The organism is Pseudomonas sp. 3-2, assembly GCF_019710535.1.
In the GTDB taxonomy this organism is placed as follows: Bacteria; Pseudomonadota; Gammaproteobacteria; order Pseudomonadales; family Pseudomonadaceae; genus Aquipseudomonas; species Aquipseudomonas pharyngis.
Genome location: NZ_CP081200.1, coordinates 5,891,515 through 5,914,633, shown reverse-complemented (window position 1 = coordinate 5,914,633; position 23,119 = coordinate 5,891,515). Strand labels below are relative to the sequence as shown.

Annotated in this window: 16 protein-coding genes and 1 pseudogene; 11 read left to right on the top strand and 6 right to left on the bottom strand. The window is 60.6% G+C overall.

Annotated elements, in window-relative coordinates:
* Positions 1–19: 19 nt before the first annotated feature.
* A complete protein-coding gene (locus K3819_RS26900; protein WP_085612990.1) occupies positions 20–1,192 on the top strand; it encodes an AAA family ATPase in 1,173 nt (390 codons plus the stop codon).
* Here the strand turns inward: K3819_RS26900 and K3819_RS26895 are convergent, their stop codons facing one another.
* From K3819_RS26895 to K3819_RS26885, 3 genes and pseudogenes are all read right to left on the bottom strand, one after another.
* Complete coding sequence (locus K3819_RS26895) at positions 1,193–1,609, bottom strand: DUF3010 family protein (RefSeq protein WP_085612989.1); 417 nt, start codon at positions 1,607–1,609, stop codon at positions 1,193–1,195. It abuts the gene before it with no gap.
* 32 nt (positions 1,610–1,641) lie between these two features.
* A pseudogene (locus tag K3819_RS26890) lies at positions 1,642–1,860 on the bottom strand (helix-turn-helix domain-containing protein); the annotation flags it as partial.
* A gap of 16 nt (positions 1,861–1,876) precedes the next feature.
* Positions 1,877–2,278, bottom strand: a complete 402-nt coding sequence (locus K3819_RS26885) for a lysozyme inhibitor LprI family protein (RefSeq protein ID WP_064599962.1) — start codon at positions 2,276–2,278, stop codon at positions 1,877–1,879.
* Positions 2,279–2,512: 234 nt separating this feature from the next.
* On the opposite strand from K3819_RS26885, the gene K3819_RS26880 reads away from it, so the two are divergent.
* From K3819_RS26880 to K3819_RS26840, 9 genes are all read left to right on the top strand, one after another.
* Entirely contained in the window at positions 2,513–3,490 is a 978-nt protein-coding gene (locus tag K3819_RS26880; protein WP_039768004.1) for a dipeptidase, read from the top strand.
* 77 nt (positions 3,491–3,567) lie between these two features.
* Positions 3,568–4,098, top strand: coding sequence for a DUF5943 domain-containing protein (locus K3819_RS26875; RefSeq protein WP_011336290.1), 531 nt, complete (start codon positions 3,568–3,570; stop codon positions 4,096–4,098).
* Positions 4,099–4,113: 15 nt separating this feature from the next.
* A complete protein-coding gene (gene dgcA / locus K3819_RS26870; RefSeq protein ID WP_007959780.1) occupies positions 4,114–6,174 on the top strand; it encodes a dimethylglycine demethylation protein DgcA in 2,061 nt (686 codons plus the stop codon).
* 155 nt (positions 6,175–6,329) lie between these two features.
* Positions 6,330–8,279 carry a dimethylglycine demethylation protein DgcB gene (dgcB, locus tag K3819_RS26865; RefSeq protein ID WP_221398240.1) on the top strand — a complete coding sequence of 650 codons (1,950 nt, stop codon included), beginning with the start codon at positions 6,330–6,332 and terminating at the stop codon, positions 8,277–8,279.
* Entirely contained in the window at positions 8,279–9,499 is a 1,221-nt protein-coding gene (locus K3819_RS26860; RefSeq protein ID WP_007959785.1) for an electron transfer flavoprotein subunit alpha/FixB family protein, read from the top strand. Before dgcB ends, K3819_RS26860 begins: the two co-directional genes overlap by 1 nt.
* A gap of 9 nt (positions 9,500–9,508) precedes the next feature.
* Positions 9,509–10,279 carry an electron transfer flavoprotein subunit beta gene (locus tag K3819_RS26855; protein ID WP_221398239.1) on the top strand — a complete coding sequence of 257 codons (771 nt, stop codon included), beginning with the start codon at positions 9,509–9,511 and terminating at the stop codon, positions 10,277–10,279.
* 994 nt (positions 10,280–11,273) lie between these two features.
* A complete protein-coding gene (locus tag K3819_RS26850; protein WP_221398238.1) occupies positions 11,274–14,726 on the top strand; it encodes a GMC family oxidoreductase N-terminal domain-containing protein in 3,453 nt (1,150 codons plus the stop codon).
* Between the two features lie 162 nt (positions 14,727–14,888).
* Entirely contained in the window at positions 14,889–16,757 is a 1,869-nt protein-coding gene (locus K3819_RS26845) for a hypothetical protein (RefSeq protein ID WP_221398237.1), read from the top strand.
* 25 nt (positions 16,758–16,782) lie between these two features.
* The gene (locus K3819_RS26840) at positions 16,783–18,027 is read left to right on the top strand and encodes a metallophosphoesterase (protein WP_221398236.1); all 1,245 of its coding nucleotides are present in this window, start codon (positions 16,783–16,785) and stop codon (positions 18,025–18,027) included.
* Between the two features lie 130 nt (positions 18,028–18,157).
* Here the strand turns inward: K3819_RS26840 and gbcA are convergent, their stop codons facing one another.
* Positions 18,158–19,450 (bottom strand): glycine-betaine demethylase subunit GbcA, encoded by a 1,293-nt coding sequence (gene gbcA, locus K3819_RS26835; protein WP_221398235.1) that lies wholly within the window; start codon positions 19,448–19,450, stop codon positions 18,158–18,160.
* 293 nt (positions 19,451–19,743) lie between these two features.
* Here gbcA and gbcB point away from each other — a divergent pair, with 293 nt between their 5' ends.
* On the top strand, positions 19,744–20,844 hold the full coding sequence (gbcB, locus tag K3819_RS26830) for a glycine-betaine demethylase subunit GbcB (protein ID WP_085612982.1): 1,101 nt from the start codon (positions 19,744–19,746) through the stop codon (positions 20,842–20,844).
* Between the two features lie 57 nt (positions 20,845–20,901).
* Here the strand turns inward: gbcB and K3819_RS26825 are convergent, their stop codons facing one another.
* Both K3819_RS26825 and K3819_RS26820 read right to left on the bottom strand, forming a co-directional pair.
* Positions 20,902–21,666, bottom strand: coding sequence for a hypothetical protein (locus tag K3819_RS26825; RefSeq protein ID WP_085612981.1), 765 nt, complete (start codon positions 21,664–21,666; stop codon positions 20,902–20,904).
* Positions 21,663–23,093, bottom strand: a complete 1,431-nt coding sequence (locus K3819_RS26820) for a hypothetical protein (RefSeq protein ID WP_260329003.1) — start codon at positions 23,091–23,093, stop codon at positions 21,663–21,665. Before K3819_RS26820 ends, K3819_RS26825 begins: the two co-directional genes overlap by 4 nt.
* Positions 23,094–23,119: the final 26 nt, after the last annotated feature.

Sequence of the window (23,119 nt, the reverse complement as noted above, 5' to 3'; positions counted from 1 at the left end):
AATAATTGAGTGTAAAACCATGTCCCGAAACAACGGCTTCGTTTTCCGCCGCCCCGCTCTGGCCCGCAGCGTTGCCGATGGTCTGGTGGGTGCAGGTCTGCAGGATTTCACCTCCGGTCTTTTTCTGGCAGCGCCGCGCCGCACCGGCAAAAGCACCTTTCTGCGCGAGGACCTGATCCCGGAATGCCAGGCCCGAGGCTGGCTGACGGTTTACGTCGACCTGTGGGCCGACAAGGAAAAAGACCCTGCTGACCTGATCGCCAGTGCCATTGCAGGTGCTTTGGTTCCCTTTGAAAAGGGCATCCGCAAACTGGCGAAGAATATCGGCATCGAAAAACTCAGCTTTCTGCGCACCTTGTCCTGGGATTTCACCAAGCCGCAACTGCCGACTGGCGCGACCCTGACGCAAGCGCTGGAACTGCTCCACAGCGCCGCCGAAAAAACCGTAGTGCTGGTGATCGACGAGGCCCAGCACGCACTCACCACAGCAGCGGGCATTAACGCAATGTTTGCCCTGAAGGCCGCACGGGACCAGCTCAATCAGGGGCGTGAAGGCGAGGGCAGCGGGTTGCATCTGGTGTTCACTGGTTCCAATCGCGACAAACTCGCCCACCTGGTACTGGGCAAGAGCCAACCGTTTTTCGGCTCGAGCATCACGCCCTTTCCATTGTTGGGAAAAGAGTTCACCCAGGCGTACACCTCGCACCTCAACGCCCATCTGGCCGAGACCAACCAGTTCAGCGCTGCCGATATCGACGACGCCTTCGAGTTGGTGGGGCGGCGCCCGGAGATGTTGCGCACCATCATTGGTGAAGTGGCATTGGAGCTGGGCGAGGCCAGCAATCTGGGCCAATTGCTGCAGAGCCGCGCCGAATTGTTGCGCGCCGGCGTGTGGACCGAGTTCGAGAGCGCCTGGAACGCTCTGACCATCCCTCAACGCGCCGTGCTGGAAGTGATGGTGGAGCGCTCACAGAACAACGAGCCTTTTGCCCCTTTCACCGACAGCACACTCATGGCAGTCGGCAAGGCACTGGAAAACATGGGCAGCGACGTGGTGCCGGGCACCCAGACCATTCAGGCCTGCATCGATGCCCTGCGCGACAAGGAACTGGTGTGGAAGTCGAGCCGTGGTGGTTATGCGCTGGAAGACAAGTCCTTCGGCGACTGGCTGAGCGCACGTAAAGCGCGCTAGTTACTTCTTCACCAAAGCCGAACACGCTGCCTTGTAGGCTTCATGCTGATACTTGTTCAGCGTGCCCGGCAGCTCAAAGTTGTGCTTCTTGGCCTGCGCATTGATCGTCTGCGGCGACAGCAGCGTCACCTCGCAACCGTCCAGCAACTGAAACACACCCTCGATCTTGAACGTGGTCGGCCCACCGGCAAACTCGCCCTTCTTGCTGCGCTTCTTGATCGCGATGCGATCGATGGAGTTCTCGCGCACGAACGACGCCACTTGAGCGGCGAACAGCTTCACGTTGGCCGCCTCGTCGTCATCGTCCAGGGCGATTTTCTTGATGCTCAGAGCCACATGGCTCAGCCCCGAACCATCGAGGGACGCCACGGCGATGATCGCTTCACTGCCTTTGATTTCGATACCGCAGATATTCATGTGAATCCCTTGATTGGCTGAAGAGGTGCAGCTTACAGCTCAAGCTGGTTGGCGGTGATACCAAACGCCGCTGCAATCTTCTCGCGAGTGGCCTTGCGCGGCTTTGCAACGGTTTCCTGTTGGGCAAAGGCTGGCTGCGAAATACCCATGCGTTTCGCCACTTCTTCCTGAGTCAGGTTGAGATGTTCGCGCCAAGCGCGAACCGGGAGGGCGCCGTCAACGATGCGGCTAACGACTTCGTGGGGAATCATGCTTTCCATCTTCGACTCACTCCTGCCCAATCGACTCCAAAAACTCCGACCGCTCGTCACTCATCCGCGCCACGCAATCATTCTGCGCAATCTTGAACGCCTTGCTGCCGTCCGTCGCCGGGAAGGCTTCGACGGCGCAGTCGGCGTCGCGGGTCTTGAGCCATTGTTGCTGGGCGGTCTTGAGTTTGGCGGTGATGTCGGCCAGTTGTGCCGGGTTCTTGCCGTAGGCGGTCTGCATGCGCTCGTTGAGGCTGGCGTAGTTGTCCTTGAGCAGGTCTTCGGCGGTGGTGCGGCTGTAGGCCGAGCATTCCAGGGTCTGGATGTCGTTTTCCACCGCGTCGCACGGGTTGTTGTCGGACTCTTCGGCGGCGTGTACGCCGGTCGCAATCAGGGCCAGGGCCAGGAAGATCGATTTCATTGATGTCGCCGCTCTAATCCAGTGGTGTTTCCGGGATGCGGCAGATTCTGGCTCAAGCTCGCGGGCTTGAACAGGTGGCCGGTCGGACCGGTTGGCGACCCTTTGTCGCGGATTGACGCTTTCGGCAATTCCCCTGTCGTTTTTGCACCCGGCTGGTCGCGCACCGAGGCATATGCTGGCCCCAAAGCGCCGGCAGACGATTCGGCGCATGAATCGCCAATAAGGGGACGCCTGATGAGCCCAGCCGAATTACACGCCGACAGCATCGTTATCGACGGTCTGATCATTGCCAAATGGAACCGCGAGCTGTTCGAAGACATGCGCAAGGGCGGTCTGACGGCGGCCAACTGCACTGTGTCGGTGTGGGAGGGCTTTCAGGCCACGGTCAACAACATCGCTGCCAGCCAGAAACTGATTCGCGAAAACAGCGACCTGGTGATCCCCGTCCGCACCACCGCCGACATCCGCAAGGCCAAGGAGCAGGGCAAGACCGGCATCCTCTTCGGCTTCCAGAACGCCCACGCGTTCGAAGACCAGATCGGCTATGTCGAGGTGTTCAAGCAGCTCGGCGTCGGCATCGTGCAGATGTGCTACAACACCCAGAATCTGGTGGGCACCGGTTGCTACGAACGTGACGGCGGCCTGTCGGGTTTCGGTCGCGAAATCGTCGCCGAGATGAACCGTGTCGGTGTCATGTGCGACCTGTCCCACGTCGGCTCCAAGACCTCCGAGGAAGTCATCCTCGAATCGAAAAAACCGGTCTGCTATTCCCACTGCCTGCCGTCGGGGCTGAAAGAGCACCCGCGCAACAAATCCGATGAAGAGCTTAAGTTTATTGCTGACCACGGCGGTTTCGTCGGCGTGACCATGTTCGCGCCGTTCCTGGCCAAGGGCATCGATTCGACCATCGACGACTACGCCGAAGCCATCGAATACACCATGAACCTGGTCGGCGAAGACGCCATCGGCATCGGCACCGACTTCACCCAGGGTCACGGCCAGGACTTCTTCGAATACCTGACCCACGACAAGGGCTACGCCCGCCGTCTGACCAACTTCGGCAAGATCATCAACCCGCTGGGCATCCGCACCGTCGGCGAGTTCCCGAACCTGACCGAAACCCTGCTCAAGCGCGGCCACTCCGAGCGCGTGGTACGCAAGATCATGGGCGAAAACTGGGTGAACGTCCTGAAAGACGTCTGGGGCGAATAAGCCGCCGCTTCCCGAATACTTTCCCCCGGCCGTCCGCGCCGGGGGCAACACCAAAATTTTTCTGGAGTTAAGTTTCCATGGCCAAGATCGCCCCGCAATTGCCAATCGAAGTCGACAGCGAGACCGGTGTCTGGACCTCCGACGCCCTGCCGATGCTGTACGTGCCGCGCCATTTCTTCGTCAACAACCACATGGGCATCGAGGAAGTGCTGGGCGCTGACGCCTATGCCGAAATCCTCTACAAGGCTGGCTACAAGTCCGCCTGGCACTGGTGTGAAAAAGAAGCCGAGTGCCACGGCCTGGAAGGCGTCGCGGTGTTCGAGCACTACATGAAGCGCCTGTCGCAGCGCGGCTGGGGCCTGTTCAAGATCCAGGACATCGACCTCGACAAAGGCACCGCCAGCGTCAAGCTCGAACACTCGGCATTCGTCTACGTCTACGGCAAGGTCGGGCGCAAGGTCGACTACATGTTCACCGGCTGGTTTGCCGGTGCCATGGACCAGATCCTCGCCGCGCGCGGCAGCCAGATCCGCACCGTAGCCGAGCAGGTTTACGGTGGCTCCGAAGAAGGCCACGACGACGGCCTGTTCACCGTCAAGCCGTTGTAAGTCGAGGAACCCGCCATGGCTTTCGAAGCAATGTTCCAGCCAATTCAAATTGGCAAACTGACCATCCGCAACCGCGTGCTCAGCACCGCGCACGCCGAGGTCTACGCGACCGACGGCGGCATGACCACCGAGCGGTACGTCAAGTATTACGAAGAGAAAGCCAAGGGCGGCATCGGCCTGGCGATCTGTGGCGGTTCGTCCGTGGTGGCGATCGACAGCCCGCAGCAATGGTGGAGTTCGGTGAACCTGTCCACCGACCGGATCATCCCGCACTTCCAGAATCTCGCCGACGCCATGCACAAGCATGGCGCCAAGATCATGATCCAGATTACCCACATGGGCCGTCGCTCCCGTTGGGACGGTTTCCACTGGCCGACCCTGATGTCGCCGTCGGGCATCCGCGAACCGGTGCACCGCGCCACCTGCAAGACCATCGAGCCGGAAGAGATCTGGCGGGTGATCGGCAACTACGCGCAAGCCGCGCGCCGCGCCAAGGCCGGCGGTCTGGACGGCGTCGAACTGTCGGCCGTGCACCAGCACATGATCGACCAGTTCTGGAGCCCGCGCGTCAACAAGCGGACCGACGAATGGGGCGGCACTTTCGAAGGCCGGATGAAATTCGGTCTGGAAGTCCTGAAAGCCGTGCGCGCCGAGGTCGGTGACGACTTCTGCGTCGGCATGCGCATCTGCGGTGACGAGTTCCACCCGGACGGTCTGTCCCACGAAGACATGAAGCAGATCGCCAAGTATTACGACGACACCGGCATGCTCGATTTCATCGGCGTCGTCGGCTCGGGTTGCGACACCCACAACACCCTGGCCAACGTGATTCCGAACATGAGCTATCCGCCGGAGCCGTTCCTGCACCTGGCGGCCGGGATCAAGGAAGTGGTCAAGGTTCCGGTGCTGCACGCGCAGAACATCAAGGACCCGAACCAGGCCACGCGGATTCTCGAGGGCGGTTACGTCGACATGGTCGGCATGACCCGCGCCCACATCGCCGACCCGCACCTGATCGCCAAGATCAAGATGGGCCAGATCGACCAGATCAAGCAGTGCGTCGGCGCCAACTACTGCATCGACCGTCAGTACCAGGGTCTGGACGTGCTGTGCATCCAGAACGCCGCGACTTCCCGTGAATACATGGGCGTGCCGCACATCATCGAGAAATCCACCGGGCCGAAACGCAAGGTGGTGATCGTCGGTGCCGGGCCGGCGGGGATGGAAGCGGCCCGCGTGGCGGCCGAACGTGGCCACGACGTGACCCTGTTCGAGAAGAAGGAATTCATCGGCGGCCAGATCACCACCGCCTCGAAAGCGCCGCAGCGTGACCAGATCGCCGGTATCACCCGCTGGTTCCAGCTGGAGCTGGCGCGGCTGAAAGTCGACCTGCGTCTGGGCACTGCGGCGGATGCCGACACCATCATGGACTTGCGTCCGGACATCGTGGTACTGGCCGTTGGCGGGCATCCGTACCTGGAACAGAACGAACACTGGGGCGCCGCTGAAGGGCTGGTCGTCAGCAGCTGGGACGTGCTCGACGGCAAGGTTGCGCCAGGCAAGAACGTGCTGGTCTACGACACCATTTGCGAGTTCACCGGGATGTCGGTGGCCGACTTCCTCGCCGACAAGGGCAGCCAGGTCGAGATCGTCACCGACGACATCAAGCCGGGCGTGGCCATCGGCGGTACGTCGTTCCCGACCTACTACCGCAGCATGTACCCGAAAGAAGTGATCATGACCGGCGACATGATGCTGGAGAAGGTCTACCGCGAAGGCGACAAACTCGTCGCCGTGCTGGAGAACGAATACACCGGCGCCAAAGAGGAGCGGGTGGTGGATCAGGTGGTCGTCGAGAACGGCGTGCGCCCGGACGAGGAAATCTACTACGCCCTCAAGGACGGCTCGCGCAACAAGGGCCAGATCGACGTCGAGGCGCTGTTCGCGATCCAGCCGCAACCTTCGTTGAGCAGCAATGGCGATGGTTACCTGCTGTTCCGCATCGGTGACTGCGTGGCGCAGCGTAATACCCATGCTGCGATCTACGACGCCCTGCGCCTCTGCAAGGATTTCTAAAAGCTTGCCCAAGACCCTGTGGGAGCGGGCTTGCCCGCGAATGCATTCTGTCAGTCACCGCTGCATCGACTGACCCGGCGCTTTCGCGAGCAAGCTCGCTCCCACAGGAACACGCCGAACGTGTTTCTCCAGGCTGTACTGGTGGGAGCTTCACCATGTTGAACACCCTTCTTCCAATCCTGTTGTTCGCAGCCCTGGCCCTCGCGGTGCTGGGGGCGTTGCGGCGGGTGGCCATGTGGCGCCGGGGCCGGGCCTCGAAGGTCGATCTGATCGGCGGCCTGTTCGCCATGCCCAAGCGTTACATGGTCGATCTGCACCACGTGGTGGCGCGGGACAAATACATCGCCAACACCCACGTCGCCACGGCGGGCGGTGCGGTGGCGTCGATCGTGCTGGCGATTCTGGTGCACGGTTTCGGCCTGCATAACCGCATTCTCGGCTACGCGTTGCTGCTGATGACGGCGGTGATGTTCGTCGGGGCGGTCTTCGTTTATCGGCGCCGGCTCAACCCGCCGGCGCGGCTGTCGAAAGGCCCGTGGATGCGCCTGCCGAAAAGCCTGCTGGCGTTCTCGGCGTCGTTTTTCCTGGTGACCTTGCCGGTGGCCGGGATCCTGCCGGAGAACTTCGGCGGCTGGGTGCTTGCAGCGATTCTCGGCATCGGTGTGTTGTGGGGCGTGTCGGAACTGTTCTTCGGCATGACCTGGGGCGGCCCGATGAAACACGCCTTCGCCGGTGCCCTGCACCTGGCCTGGCACCGTCGCGCCGAACGTTTTGGTGGCGGTCGTTCCACCGGTTTGAAACCGCTGGACCTGAATGATCCGACCGCGCCGCTGGGCGTGGAAAAACCCAAGGATTTCACCTGGAACCAGTTGCTCGGTTTCGACGCCTGCGTGCAGTGCGGCAAGTGCGAAGCGGCGTGCCCGGCATTCGCCGCCGGCCAGCCGTTGAACCCGAAAAAGCTGATTCAGGACATGGTCGTCGGCCTCGCCGGCGGCACCGATGCCAAGTTCGCCGGCAGCCCTTATCCGGGCAAACCGGTGGGCGAACACAGCGGCAATCCGCATCAACCGATCGTCAACGGTCTGGTCGACGCCGAAACCCTGTGGTCGTGCACCACCTGCCGCGCCTGCGTCGAGGAATGCCCGATGATGATCGAGCACGTCGATGCCATCGTCGACATGCGCCGCCACCTGACCCTGGAAAAAGGCGCGACCCCGAACAAGGGCGCCGAAGTCCTGGAAAACCTGATTGCCACCGACAACCCTGGCGGTTTTGCCCCGGGCGGACGGATGAACTGGGCGGCCGACCTGAACCTCAACCTGCTCAGCGAGAAGAAGTCCACCGACGTGCTGTTCTGGGTTGGCGACGGTGCCTTCGACATGCGCAACCAGCGTACTCTGCGGGCGTTCGTCAAAGTGCTGAAAGCGGCCAAGGTCGACTTCGCGGTACTGGGGCTGGAAGAACGCGACAGCGGCGACGTGGCCCGACGTCTGGGTGATGAAGCGACTTTCCAGTTGCTCGCCAAACGCAATATCCAGACCCTGGCCAAATACAGCTTCAACCGCATCGTCACCTGCGATCCGCACAGTTTCCACGTGTTGAAAAACGAGTACGGCGCGTTCGATGGCAACTACCTCGTGCAGCACCACAGCACTTATCTGGCGGAAATCATTCAGGCCGGCGCGCTGAACCTCGGTCAGCACAAAGGCAACAGCGTGACCTATCACGATCCGTGCTACCTCGGCCGCTACAACGGCGAGTACGAAGCGCCGCGCGAAGTGCTGCGCGCCCTCGGCATCGAGATCAAGGAAATGCAACGTTCCGGCTTCCGTTCGCGCTGCTGCGGCGGCGGTGGCGGGGCGCCGATCACTGACATTCCGGGCAAGCAGCGGATCCCCGACATGCGCATGGAAGACATTCGCGAGACCGGCGCCGAGCTGGTGGCCGTGGGTTGTCCACAGTGCACGGCGATGCTCGAAGGCGTGGTCGAACCGCGTCCGCTGATCAAGGACATCGCCGAACTGGTGGCCGACGCGCTGCTCGAAGACGCCGCGCCGAACAAGCCTGCCACCCCGGCCAAACGTGAACCCGCGGAGGCCCACTGATGAGCGACATTATCCGCCGCGACCCCCGCGCCGAATGGATCGCACGCAACCGCCTGCACCCGCTGCACGCGGCCATGCAACCGGCGCAACACAGCTGGATGGGCCCCAACGGGATCATCCGCAAGAACCTGCACGGCATCGGCTTTATCGGACCGAACGGCATCAAGCGCATCGACCGCAGCGGCGCTCAACAGGGCGGGGCGGTCAAACGCTCGGCCGCGGTCGAAGTGCAATTGCCGCTGCATCAGGTGCCGGCCCCGGCGTTCTACATCAGCGTGGTTCCGGACATGGTCGGTGGCCGCCTGAGCAGCCACGACCGCGACTTGCTCGGCCTGGCTCATCAACTGGCCGGCAGCGACGGTGCGGTGCTGGCGGTGGTGTTCGGCGAGCACAAGGAAAACGCTTTCGCCACCGCAGGCGTTGACCGCTTGCTGGTGCTGGAAGGTGAAGAATTCAGTGGTTATGCACCGGAGCAACGGATCCAGGGCCTGCGGGCTGTGGATAACCAGTTCAACCCGCGTCACTGGCTGCTGCCGGACAGCCGCAGCGGTGGCGGCGAACTCGGGCGGCGCTTTGCCGCTGCACTGGGTGAACGCCCGGCGACACGGGTGTGGCAGGTCAAGGATCAGGAGTGCATCGGCCGCGCCGGTGCCGGGTTGCAGGATCTGGCCCGCCCGGTGGCGCGGTTGATTCTGGCGTCCGCCGAATGTGCCGAACCGGTCAGCGAAACCCGTCACGAAGCGCTGCCGGTGGAGTTATCCACACCCGTCGCGCGCAGCTTGTCGCGGATCGAGGATCTGGGCGCGGTGGCGGTGGATCCGGCAGCTATTCCGATGGCCGAGGCCGAGTTCATCTTCTCCGGCGGCAACGGGGTCAAGGACTGGGAGCTTTTCCACAGGACCGCCGCCGCTCTCGGCGCCACCGAAGGCGCCTCGCGGGTGGCAGTGGACGACGGCTTCATGGCCCGCGACCGTCAGGTCGGCGCGTCCGGCACCTGGGTCACCGCGCGGGTTTACGTGGCCGTGGGGATTTCCGGGGCGATCCAGCACCTGCAGGGCATCGGTGCCTGCGACAAAGTGGTGGCGATCAACCTCGATCCGGGTTGCGACATGATCAAGCGTGCCGACCTGTCGGTGATCGGCGAAAGCGCGGAAATTCTTCAGGCCTTGATCGCGGCGGTAGAGGCTTACCGCAACGAAGCCAAGCGCGATGCGGCTTAAGGAACGGTTATGAGCACAAAGATCATCAGTCTGGTTTCAATCGGCGCCCACCCGACTTCCGGCCGCCCGCGCCGCGCCGATCAGGACGCCCGTGCGGTGGAGCTCGGCCTGCAACTGGCGGGGGATAACCTGCAAGTGCTGCACGCCGGCGACATCGCGGAACCGGCGCTGCGCGCCTATCTGGGCATGGGACTGGAACAGTTGCACGTGCTGGAACAACCGGCCGGCGCCGATGCGTTGCCGGCATTGACCGAGTATCTGCGTGATGCTGGCGCGCAAGTCGTACTGACCGGCAGTCAGGCGGAAACCGGAGAAGGTTCGGGGATGCTGCCGTTCCTGCTGGCCGAAGGGCTGGGTTGGCCATTGGTGGTGGGTCTGGCTCAGGTCGAGTCGATCAACGACGGTTCAGCGCTGGTGCTGCAAGCGTTGCCCCGTGGGCAGCGGCGCCGGTTGAAGGTGCGGCTGCCGTTTCTGGCGACTGTGGATAACGCTGCGCCCAAGCCTCGGCAGAGTGCTTACGGTCCGGCGCGGCGTGGGGTTCTTCAGGCGAAAGACGTGGAAGTGGTGGATGACGAACTGCTCGCGGTGGCGACCCTGCAACCGGCCAAGCCCCGGCCGAAACGGTTGAAGGTGATCAAGGCCAAGAGCGGGGCGGACCGGATGAAGGCCGCGACGGCCAAGGCCAGTGGCGGTGGTGGGCAAGTCCTGAAAGGCGTGACGGCGCAGGCCGGTGCTGAAGCCATTCTCAAACTGCTGATCGAAGAAGGTGTTGTCCGCTGAGACCTTTGCTGACCCTCTCCCTTTGGGAGAGGGCGCTTTACCCACAATCCCTGTTGGTGGATCTGTGGATAACGTGTTCGCCCCTCCCTGCACCCCACGCCAATCAAGCTCTCCAGCCCCAAGATCAAAAAACAACCAGTCTAACTAGCGGTTTTTTCTGAGTTTTTCTCCAAAACAACTCCCGGACTTGCCCCCAATCTCTGTTGGCGCTTCTGTGGATAAGATGTTCGCTATCCGCTAAGAGCCCTATAAACCGTGGCTTACAACGATCTGATCAAAAAACGATCAATTCTCCCTTTTAATCCACCAAACCCAAAGCAAACCCCGATTTATCAACGCCTCCAGCGCTTTTCCACAGCATCCGCCAAGTTACCCCCGAACTCTGTTGGCGCTTCTGTGGATAAGGTGTTCGCCATCCTCTGCAAACCACGTAATCCGTGCCATGTAGCGACTTGATCAAAAAACACTCAATCGCTTGTGGAAACCCTGCTTCTGGATAAGTCACGGTTTTTCTTCACAAAACCTCGATTATTTTTCCAGGTCATCCACAGTTGTCCCCAATAGCTGTGGGTGGCTATGTGGATAACTTGTTCGCCAAACCCTGCAACCCCCGGCGGGCTTAGTCCAAAAGGCGATTGATCAGATTTCATACAGTTCTAAGAGGCTTCCTTGACTTCGATCCGGTGCCTGTCTTCACTGCAATGGCACAAGGACAGCTGTCACTTATCCACATCTGGTTCAGGGAGAACGCGTGATGGATACCCGGCCCCACCGCTTACCCCTCAATCCCTGCATGCTTCGTGCTCTGCCGGCACCTTCGCCGCGCAAGCGCACGTTGCGTCGTGCCGCCAATCAGCACGCCCGTCTGTAGCGCCTGATTCCTGCCCAAACCGCTGTACTGCCGTCGGGATTACCCGAAGGCCAGGTGCCCGTTCGCCCATCGATTGCAGGCAACCGCAGAGTTGCCCCATCTGCCTGAGAGAGGAACCACCTCATGACACGGATCGCAACGCCCATCAGCGAAATCAAGGAACACTACGACGTGATCGTCATCGGCTCCGGGTACGGCGGCGGCATTGCCGCGTCGCGCCTGTCCCGGGCCGGTAAAAGGGTCTGTCTGCTGGAACGCGGTCGGGAGATCCAGCCCGGCGAATACCCCAACACCATGATCGCCGCGACCGAAGAATTGCAGGTGCACGACCCGGACGGCCACATCGGCTCGCGCACCGGGCTGTTCGATCTGCACGTCAACGCGCAGCAGAACGTGGTGGTCGGTTGTGGCCTCGGTGGCACGTCGCTGATCAATGCCAACGTTTCCCTCGAGCCGACCGATGAGGTATTCCAGGATCCGCGTTGGCCATTGGCTGTGCGCGAGGACCACGACGGCTTGCTCAAGGCGGGTTACGAAAAAGCCCGGGAGATGCTCAAACCCAATCCCTACCCGAGCACCGCGCCGAACCTGCCGAAGCTCGATGCGAACAAAAAATCCGCAGATTTCCTCAAGCAAGGCGCGCACTTCTACAAGCCGCCGATCAACGTGACCTTCGACAAACTGCCGAACAACCTCAACCACGTCGGCGTCGAGCAACTGCCGTGCAACCACTGTGGCGACTGCGTTTCGGGCTGTAACAACAAGGCCAAGAACACCACGCTGATGAACTACCTGCCGGACGCCACTAACCACGGCGCAGAGATTTTCTGCCAGGCCCAGGTGCGGCATCTGGAGCGCGACGGCAATGGCTGGATCGTGCACTTCCAGTATCTGGACAGCGGTCGCGAGAAATTCGACGCGCCGACGCTGTTTGTGAAAGCCGACATCGTCGTGGTCTCCGCCGGCACCCTCGGCTCTACCGAAATTCTGCTGCGCTCACGGGACAAAGGTCTGGTGATGTCCGGCCAGCTCGGCGAGAACATGAGCGGCAACGGCGACATCCTCGGCTTCGGCCACAACTGCGAGCAGACCATCAACGGCATCGGTTTCGGCGCGCATTCGGCCAAGGAACTGCAACCGGTCGGCCCATGCATCACCTCGATCATCGACATGCGCACCGAGGGTGACCGCAGCAGTCGCATGGTCATCGAGGAAGGCTCGATCCCCGGCGCTCTAGGCCGGCCGATGGTGCCGGCGATGGCCGGGTTCGCCGAGATGATCGGCAAGCCCACCGACGACAGCTTCAGTGGCAAGGTGAAGTACAAGGAGCGCGAAGCCGAAAGCTTCCTGCGCGGCCCGTACCACGGCGCGCTGCACAACATGCAGACCTACCTGATCATGAGCCACGACAGCGGCCAGGGACGCATGGTTCTCGACAGCAAGGATCAACTGCGCATCGACTGGCCGGGCGTCGGCGAGCAGGAAAACTTCAAGATCGGCAACCAACGCCTGTACCAGAGCACCAAGGCCCTGGGCGGGATCTGGGTCGAGAATCCGATCTGGACCAAGCTGCTCAAGCACAGCATCGTCTCGGTGCATCCGCTGGGCGGTTGCGTGATGGGTGAAGACGCCGCGCAAGGCGTGGTCAACCACAAGGGCCAGGTGTTCAGCGGTGCCAGTGGCACCGATGTCTACGCCAACCTGTACGTGACCGACGGCGCGGTGATCCCGACGTCACTGGCGGTCAATCCGCTGCTGACCATCTCCGCCGTGAGCGAGCGCAACATGGGCCTGCTGGCGGCAGACCGAGGCTGGACGATCGACTACACGCTGCCGTCGGCGCCGCGCAAACAGACCGCGCCGCCGACCCTTGGCGTGCAGTTCACTGAAACCATGAAAGGCTACTTCTCCCGCGCCTTCACCGCCGCGCAAAGCACCGACCTGAAGGTTTACGAGGCGGCTGCCAAACGCGGCGAGGCGGACAACTCGCCGATCGACTTCACCCTGACCATCACCGCCAACGACCTCAACCGGATGATCAAGGAGCCGGAACACGCCGCGACCATCGTCGGCACGGTGATTGCCCCGGCGCTGTCGCCAGAACCGCTGACCGCCAGCAACGGTGTGTTCAACCTGTTCGAGCAGTTCGAGCAGCAGGTCGATACGCGCCACATGAAGTACGACATGAAACTGTCCGCCGAGGACGGCAACGACTACTTCTTCAGTGCCTTCAAGACCGTGCCGGAAGACAACGGCGTGCTGAATATCTGGCACGACACCAGCACCCTCTACGTCACGCTGTATCGCGGGCCGGACAAGACCGGCGAGGTGATCGGCTCCGGGGTGATGCACATCAAACCGACCGATTTCGCCAAGCAGATGACCACCATGAAAGTCCTCAATGCGCGCAACGAGCGTGAGCGCATCGAAGGGCTGGCGCGGTTCGGCAAGTTCTTCGCCGGGATTCTCTGGGAGAGTTACGGCGGGGTGTTCGCCGGTGACAAATACTTCAACCCCGACGCGCCGCCACGGCTGAAACGACCACTGGATGCGCCGACGCCGGCCGTGCATTTCTTCTCCACCGAAGATGGCGTGCAGTTGCGCCTGACCCGTTATCAGGCCGGCAGCAAAGGCCCGGTGATGTTGGTGCATGGCCTGGGTGTGGGCTCGAATATCTTTTCCACCGATACGATCCAGACCAACCTTTTGGAGTTTCTCTGCAAGCACGACTACGACGTGTGGCTGCTGGATTTCCGGGTGAGCATCCTGCTGCCGGCGAGCAAGAAAGAATGGAACGGCGACCAGATCGCCCAGTACGACTTCAAGGCCGCCATCGCGCAGATCCAGCAGGAAACCAAAGCCAAGGACGTGCAGTGCGTGGTGCATTGCTATGGCGCGACCACGTTCTTCATGTCATTGCTCGCCGGCTTGCAGGGCGTGCGTTCGGTGGTCTGCTCGCAGATTGCCGCCGACACGGTGGTCGCAACCGCAACGGGGTTGAAGGCCGGTCTGCACTTGCCGGGAATGCTCGACGCGATCGGCATCAAATCCATGACCGCCTACGCCGACAGCAAGGAGAACTGGTTCAACCGGCTCTACGACAAGGCGCTCAACGGCTACGCGCGGATCGAAGCTCAAGGCTATTGCACCAATCCGGTGTGCCACCGCATCACCTTCATGTACGCCTCGCTGTATCGCCACGACACCCTCAATGAAACGCTGCACGACAACCTGCACGAACTGTTCGGCGAGTCGAACATCGAGACCTTCGAGCACCTGGCGCTGATCGTGCGCAAAGGGCATCTGGTGGATTTCAAGGGGCACGACGTGTACATGCCGCACTTTGATCGGCTGACCATGCCGATCTGCTTTATCAGCGGTGCCGACAACCAGTGTTATCTGCCGGAAAGCACGCTCAAGACCTATCAGCGGGTTTGCGAGAAGCACGGGCCGGAACGCTACAGCCGGCATGTGGTGCCGGGTTACGGCCACATCGACTGCATGTTCGGCAAGAACGCGGTGGTCGATGTGTATCCGATCATCCTTGAACACCTGGAGAAAACGGCCCTCGGTTGATCTCAGGCCGAGTCGACCGCTTCGCGGGCAAGCCCGCTCCCACAGGGTTTTGTGCCAGACACAAAATCAGCAGACACCCCAGCCCAATGTGGGAGCGGGCTGCTCGCGAAGGCGGTAGGTCAGGCAATACATCTCTCGGGTCTGCACAAGGAAATGGATGACATGGACAGCTACATCCGCTGGTTTCAACGCTTCATCTGGCTCGGCATTGCGATGAACATGGTGTTCGCGGTCCCGGCGCTGTTCGCGCCGGGGTTGCTGACATCGGTGGTCGGCCTGCCGCCACAACTCTCCGACCCGTGGCTGGAAAACGCCGGGATGCTGCTGGTGGGTATCAGCGTGTTCTACATGCCGTCGGGCTTCAACGCGCCGCGCTATGTGGTGCACTCCTGGCTGTGCGTGCTGACGCGGCTGATCGCCGTGGTGTTCTGGATCTACCTGATCAACACCAGCAGCCAGGGCTCGGTGTTCGTGCCGATGCTGATGGGCGATCTGAGCTTTTTCCTGATCCTCGGCATTCTGCTGTACCTCGGCACCCCCCCTGAAAACCGGCCGCTTGCGCTGCTCTGTGACGGCTGGCGCGAATGGCGGGCGGCGTGGGCGCGGCGCTGGCAGAGCCACGGGTTCAAGGTCGGCACGCTGGTCGTGGTGGCGCTGCTGGCGTTCATCGGTTACCAGACCTGGTATCAGATGCTGCGCGTGGTGCCGGAGCAGGACTACGCCTCCGACGAAGATCACTACAAATACGCCGCGATTGGCCTGGGCATCGAAGCGCGGATTCCGTATTACCTGTTCTCGGTGCTGCCGCAGATGTGCCCGGAAAAGCTGCCGAAACCCGGTGGCTGGGAAGTCTTCGGTTTCCTGTTCGAGAACGGCAAGGACCTGCCGATCGGTATGGCCAAGCGACAGATCGGCTACCCGACCGTCGAGCCGAACTGCGCGCTGTGCCACACCGGTTCCTACCGGGCGAATGCCAGCGACGTCGCGGTGAATGTGCCGAGCGCACCGGCCAACACCCTGCAACTGCAAGCCTTCCAGTGGTTCGCCTACGATTGCGCCAGCGATCCGAAATTCACCACCGACGCGGTGATGGCGGCGATCAACAGCAAGTTCCAGCTCGGCTTTTTCGAGAAGCTCTACAACCGCTACCTGATCATCCCGATGGCCAAGAGCGCGTTGCTCAAACAGAAGCAGGCCTACGCCTGGCAGAAGCTGCGCCCGCAACAGGGACCGGGGAGAACCGACACCTTCAACCCGACGAAAATGGTGGTTTTCGGTTTCCCGGATGACTCGACCATCGGCACCGTCGACCTGCCGCAAGTGTGGAACCAGAAACCCCGGGAATCGATGTACCTGCACTGGGACGGCAATAACAACAAGATCCACGAGCGCAACTACGCCGCTGCGATGGCCGTGGGCGCGACGCCGGAATCGGTGCTGCCGCCGAGTTTCAACCGGGTGACCAACTGGCTGCTCGGGCACAAGGCGCCGGCGTGGCCGTGGGCATTGGATCAGGCCAGGGTCGCTCAGGGCAAACCGGTGTGGGAGGCTAACTGCGCGGGTTGTCACGATTTCGGTCGCGTCGACACCGGGCAGGTGACCACCAATATCGACCAGCTCGGCACCGATCCGCACCGGCTGAACTCGTTCACCACCGGGCTGGTGGCCGCGTTCCACACCTTCAAGAAACCGCCGTTCGATTTCGGCGCCTATCGCAAGACCCAGAGCTACAGCAACACGCCCACCGACGGCATCTGGCTGCGCGCGCCGTACCTGCACAACGGTTCGGTGCCGACCCTGTGGGACTTGCTGCAACCGCCGGAAAAACGTCCGCAGGTGTTCATCACCGGCTCCGATGTCTACGACCCGGTCAACGTCGGCTTCGTGACCAGTGGCGCCCAGGCCAAAGCCTCGGCGGATTTCACCTACGACACGCGCCTGGAGGGCAACCACAACAGCGGTCACCTGTACGGCACGACGCTGTCGGACGACGACAAGCGTGCGCTGATCGAATTCATGAAAACCCTGTGAACCCCTACGGATAGAGGATTACGCCATGTCAGCGGTCGGTCATCTGAAACACGAATACGACAAGGTCAAGCTGCGCCTGCACGGGTTGTTCACGCGCATCGAAATGGCCTGGATGAAGCTCATCAGCGAGCTGGAGCCGCAGGAGTTTCAAGCCATCATCAAGTTGCTCCAGCGCGGTCACGATCAGGCGCAATACGTGCTCAAGCACGGCGAGCTGCCGGACGACGAACCGGCGGTGCCGTGGGAGTTGTCCCACGGCCTGTCGATCCTGCGCATCGGCAATGCGACGCCGTTGCCGCAATCGCCCGATCAACTGCAGACCAAGGTGCTCAAGGACGGCACGCTGCTGGGCTGCCGCAAATGGGAGCTGCTGGATCTGCTGTGGAGCGAGGCGCTGCTGAAGTGGATCGAGAACCTGCGCCATCACGCGACCTTCGGCACCGATCCGGCGCTGGTGACCATGGATCGCGAGGTGACGCTGGCGATTGCCGGCGACTGGGGCACCGGGCCGTTCAACAGCCATGCGCCGGCGGTGTCGGTGGCCAACCAGATGCAATTGGCCAATGCCGATTTCACCATTCACCTGGGGGATGTCTATTACGCCGGCACCCACTCCCAGGAAGACACCGACATGGCCGGCTGGCCGATGGGCACCCACGGTTCGTTCACCCTCAACTCCAATCACGAGATGTACAGCGGCGCCCATGGTTATTTCAAGGAACTGGCCGCGCGTTTTCCGGGGCAGCAGGGCACCAGCTACTTTGCCCTGATCAATGACGACTGGCTGATTGTCGGTCTGGACACCGCGTACGCCTCGGATGTCATGAACCTGTACATGGACGGCACCCTCAACAAACCGCAGATCGAGTGGATGAAAAGCCTGCCCAAACGCAAGAAACTCATGGTGCTCAGCCACCATCAGGGCTTGGACATCACCGGGCACAACAAGACCGCGCTGTATCAACCGGTGTGCGATGCACTGGGGCGCGAGCCGGATTACTGGTACTGGGGGCATCTGCACAATGGCATCGTCTATGCGCCGCAGGGTGGGCTGCACGCGCGCTGTGCCGGGCATGGAGCGATTCCCTACGGCACCACCAGCGAGCTGAACGGGCATTCGCGGGTGCTGTTTTCGGAGACGCAGGATGCCAACGATCCGGACTATCCGCTGCGGGTGTTGAACGGCTACGCGAAGATCAGGTTGGTGGGGGAGGAGATTTTCGAGGAGTTTATTGGTGAGGATGGCAGTGTGAGGTGGTCATCGAAGTGAGGCGGTGTCTGTAAGGACGCTATCGCGAGCAAGTCGAATCGTCGCACCGCCGCTCCCACAGGGTTCTTCGGTGTACACAAATGTTGTGAGCACCATGAAAACTGTGGGAGCTGGCTTGCCAGCGATGCTCTTAGCCTTGGACCGGCACGCCTTTGAGATACGGCGCAGGCTCGGCCCCGAGGTTGCTCAGCATCCGCTCGCTGTACCAATCGACGAAGTTGACCACGCCGAACTCATAGGTCTTGGAGTACGGGCCCGGCTGGTAGGCGGTGGAGTTGATCCCGCGCTGGTTCTCTTCGGCCAGACGACGGTCCTGATCGTTGGTCGCATCCCACACCTGGCGCATGCGTTCGACGTCGTAATCCACGCCTTCGACCGCATCCTTGTGCACCAGCCACTTGGTGGTGACCATGGTTTCCTGGGCGCTGATCGGCCACACGGTGAACACGATGATGTGGTCGCCCATGCAGTGGTTCCACGAGTGCGGCAGGTGCAGGATGCGCATCGAGCCCAGATCGGGGTTCTTGATCCGGCCCATCAGCTTGGCGCAGCCCTGTTTGCCGTCCATGGTCATCGATACGGTGCCCTTGAGCAGCGGCATGCGCACGATGCGGTTGCGCAGGCCGAAACTGGCGTGGGCGTAAGGGATTTTCTCGGCTTCCCAGGCAGCGGCGGAGGCGGCGACGTGATCCTTGAACGCCTGATCGGCGCGCGGGTCGGTGACGTCGTCCCATTCCAGCAGGGTTTTCAGCAGTTCAGGGTGGGAGCCGTTGCAGTGGTAGCACTCGCGGTTGTTTTCCAGCACCAGTTTCCAGTTGGCCTTTTCCATCAAGGTGGTTTGCACCGCCACCTTGGTGTTTTCCATGTCATACGGTTCCATGTAGTGGTTCAGGGTCGACAGGAAGTCATCGATGGCCGGCGGGTTCTCCGCCAGGCTGATGAAGATGTAGCCGCCGGCAGTCTTCACGTTCACCGGTTTGAGGCCGTATTGCTTCATGTCGAAATCGGCACCCATTTCGGTGCCGGCGAACAGCAGGCGACCGTCCAGCTCATACGTCCACTGGTGGTAATGGCAGACCAGTTTGGCGACCTTGCCCTTGTCGCTGGTGCACAGGCGCGAGCCACGGTGGCGGCAGACGTTGTGGAACGCGTGCACCACGCCATCGGCGCCGCGAATGACGATGATCGGGTTCTTGCCGATCTGCAGGGTGATGTAGTTGCCCTTGGCCGGGATCTCGCAGGTCATGCCGGCGATCAACCACTCTTTCTGGAAGATCTCCTGCATGTCGATATCGAACAGGCGCTCGTCACTGTAGAACGGTTGCGGCAGCGAATAGGTGCGCTCCCGTTCCTGCAGCATTTGTGCGGTGGCCTTGCGTGCGGGTTCCAGCGGGTCGCCCAGGCTGATTTTTGCGGTGTCCATCGATGTAATCCTCAAGGCCATCTGCGTGGCCGCGAAAGTGGCTGATCGGGTGTGCGGCTAAGGGGTGCTACGCAAGGTGTAAAGAATCTGTTTGTGTTGGGGCGAGTGTGGGGCCGCCGCTGCCCGGAACCTTATCCATGGGCGACATGGTGCAATCTGTTCCCGACGCGCAACCCCCGGTGGTTGGGGGCTGGTCGCGATAAGTATGTGAATGTCGCGGATAGGTAAACGGGGCGTTCGCGCTATACGCAGAATCGCCACATGAAGGCCGACAGTCGGCCGTGGAGAACAGCATGTCGAACAGCTTCCTGAATCCGGTCACCACCCAGACCTGGGCCAATGGCCGACACATCGTCCGTTGCGTCAAAGTCATCCAGGAAACCTGGGATGTGCGCACCTTCTGTTTCATGGCCGACCAGCCGATCCTGTTCTTCTTCAAGCCCGGGCAGTTCGTGACCCTGGAGCTGGAAATCGAAGGCCAGCCGATCATGCGTTCGTACACCATCTCCAGCTCGCCGTCGGTGCCGTACAGCTTTTCGGTAACCATCAAGCGCGTGCCGGGGGGCAAGGTGTCCAACTGGCTGCACGACACGCTGCATGAAGGCCAGGAGCTGGCGGTGCACGGGCCGGTCGGGCTGTTCAACGCCATCGATTTCCCGAGCCCGAAAGTGCTGTACCTGAGCGGCGGTGTCGGCATCACGCCGGTGATGTCGATGGCGCGCTGGTTCTACGACACCAACGGCAACGTCGACATGACGTTCATCCACAGCGCCCGTTCGCCGAAAGACATCATTTACCACCGCGAGCTGGAACACATGGCGTCGCGGATCGACAACTTCAGCCTGCACCTGATCTGCGAAAAGCATGGGCTGGGCGAGCCGTGGGCCGGCTATCGCGGCTACCTCAACCACAAGATGCTGGAACTGATGGTGCCGGACTTCCTCGAGCGCGAAGTCTTCTGCTGCGGCCCGACGCCGTACATGACCGCGGTCAAGCGCCTGCTGGAAAACGCCGGCTATGACATGAAGCGCTATCACGAGGAATCCTTCGGCGCCACGCCGCCGGAAGCTCGTGCCGACGCGGTGGAACAGGCCGAACAAGCAGCGGAAGCACCGGAAGTCCCGGCGGCGGATCTGCACCTGGTGGAATTCACCTCTTCGGACAAGAGCATCCGCGTGGCCCCGGGCGAGACCGTGCATGCGGCGGCTGCCAAGGTCGGCCTGATGATCCCGAAAGCCTGCGGCATGGGGATCTGCGGGACGTGCAAGGTGCTCAAGCTGGGCGGCGAGGTGGAGATGGATCACAACGGCGGGATCACCGAGGACGACGAGGCGGAGGGGTACATTCTTTCTTGCTGCAGTGTGCCGAAGGGGGATGTTCGTATCGAGTTTTGAGTAGGTTTGCACTTAGGGCGATCTCCTCTTTGAGGAAATCGCCTGGAAAATGCGATTTCAAATCAGTCCGGACATGGCGAGCAAGGCAAAGCCCACGAACGTAAAGCCAAATATTTGCTGGCATTTATTCAGTTTAAGCAAGTCGCGTTTGAGTTTCGGTGGGAAATTCTTAACGTCTCTTGCGCTTACTTTGCCTTGGGAAATATACCGTGAAGGGTTTTTTAGGATGCCAGAAATCTCTCCCAACATATAAATTCGCCCCCCCAAGCCCGCTTGCCATAGCATGAACAGAGACGAGGTGATCGAGCTGTGTTTAAGGCTGGTAAGGATTATTTCTAGTCTTCTTTTGGCGACATAAAGCAAAATTCCATTTACTAATAACAGACCTGTGAAGCTCACTATTGTCATAATTACTATTGGGTTTATTGCGATGTCTTGCATATCTTCTATGTATGCGACTAACCCCAGGCATATCATGATTGCGTAAAAAATGAATACGAGTCTGTATAAGGTAATTAATTTTTTTCTAAGTTTTCGTGGGAAGTTTTCAAAGTCTTTCGCGCAAAGCTTTCCGGTATGAATATAAATCGCAGGGCTTCTCATGATGGCGAACACTTCTCCCATCATGTAAATTCTGCCCCAAGGTCCTCCGTGCCAAAGCATTGTTATTTTGCTCGAAATTGAACTGTTTGTTAGGTGGCTTAATATGGTTTCGGTTTTTGTTTTGGCGACATACAACATCACGCCTATCAGCGTAAATATACCGATGAAATCTACAATGCCGATCAACAACAATATTTTCTCTGTAATGCAAAGAATCATTTAGCAGCCTCGTATACTTTCTCCGCGACCTGCTCGCCGCCTTTTTCGCCCAAAGTCCCGCCCGCGTAATTTCCGACTCCTGCCAATAGAGCAGCACAAAGGGCAGTACCGAGTCCGCCAGTCGGGAGACCAACTCCTACGCAGATCGTTGAGGCCGTTAAGCTCACGAGCGCGCCGGCAACCATTCCGCCACCCACTCCACCCAAAAAGCTACCGGTCTCCGTGAACTTCACCTTTTCACACGCTTCAATGCTGCCATTTGAGCAAACATCCTGAACCTTCACTGCCGATGCGCTACCTCCCACAGCGGTGCCAATCCAACCTCCATATTTGACATATCGCGATGCCTTGGTGACGGCTTGAATATGAGTGGCATATCCCGGGTTCTGGCCGATGCCGCCAGCCTTTCTCCATCGATGCACCAGGTGCGGATGATCAATGCCGAGGGCTGCTTTGAGGTTCGGGTGATCAGGCAGGCCAATGGTTATTTTGGTGAAGTCGGTGAGTCGGCTATCCAGCTTGTTAAGCAGCTGTGTACGTTGTTTTTTAAACGCTTTTGAGTTCAGGCTGCCATTCGCGTTGAGGGTTTTGGTATGCAAGTTTTCGATTTCTTGAAGCGCGTTTTTTATTCCATCCAGATAATTGGCCGCCATGGCCGTGGTGACGCCTATCACTTTCGATTCAACTGAAAGTGCACTCTGAATAACGCCGTGGTGTTGCGCCATGAAATCAGCTTCTTCCAGCGTCAGCGGCTCCAGCGCCATGCTGACGATGTGCGCGGTTTCCATCAGCAATGATTCTTCATAGGTGCATTGCTGATTGTTCGGGTCGCTCAGGACAATCAGCGTTCCGGCTTTCACCACGTCGTCCAGCTGATTGAGGCTTTTGAATTTGGCGATGACATTCGGATTGGGCGACGGAAACAGTTGCGCCTGCAGTTTCTCGGCGGGCAGGCTTTTGGGCACGATGTAGAACCCGGGCTCCTCCGGTGCCGGCAATTCCTGGGGCCAGTGTTCGCGGGGGAAGAATCGCAAGTCGTTGACTGGATGCACAGATGAGAGCGGGGCTGAGTTCAGGCGCTTCACTCTCAGATTCTGCTGGCGAACGGCCCGTAGTAAACGTTGCGGATCGGGGTTTGCTGCGGCATGTGGAAGCATCGACAAGCGTGGTGTCCTGGCCGCGCCGGTGAGCGTGCCGTGTCTGTTCTGCTGCAGGGCTCGGGACTGGATCAACAGGTTTCGTTGTTCCTGCGCAAGCGAATTGATCCCTTGCTGCGGCGTGAGGCGTCCGTCCGCTACCTCCTCGGTAATTTGCTTGGCGAAGTACGCGACTTGTTGATGGAATTGCACACGTGCAATGCCAAATGCCAGATGACGGTTTCCGATGGTCAGTGCCTGTCCAAGCAGGTTGCCGGCGGCGTCCTGCACATCGCACAGATCATGCTGCCGTGAAC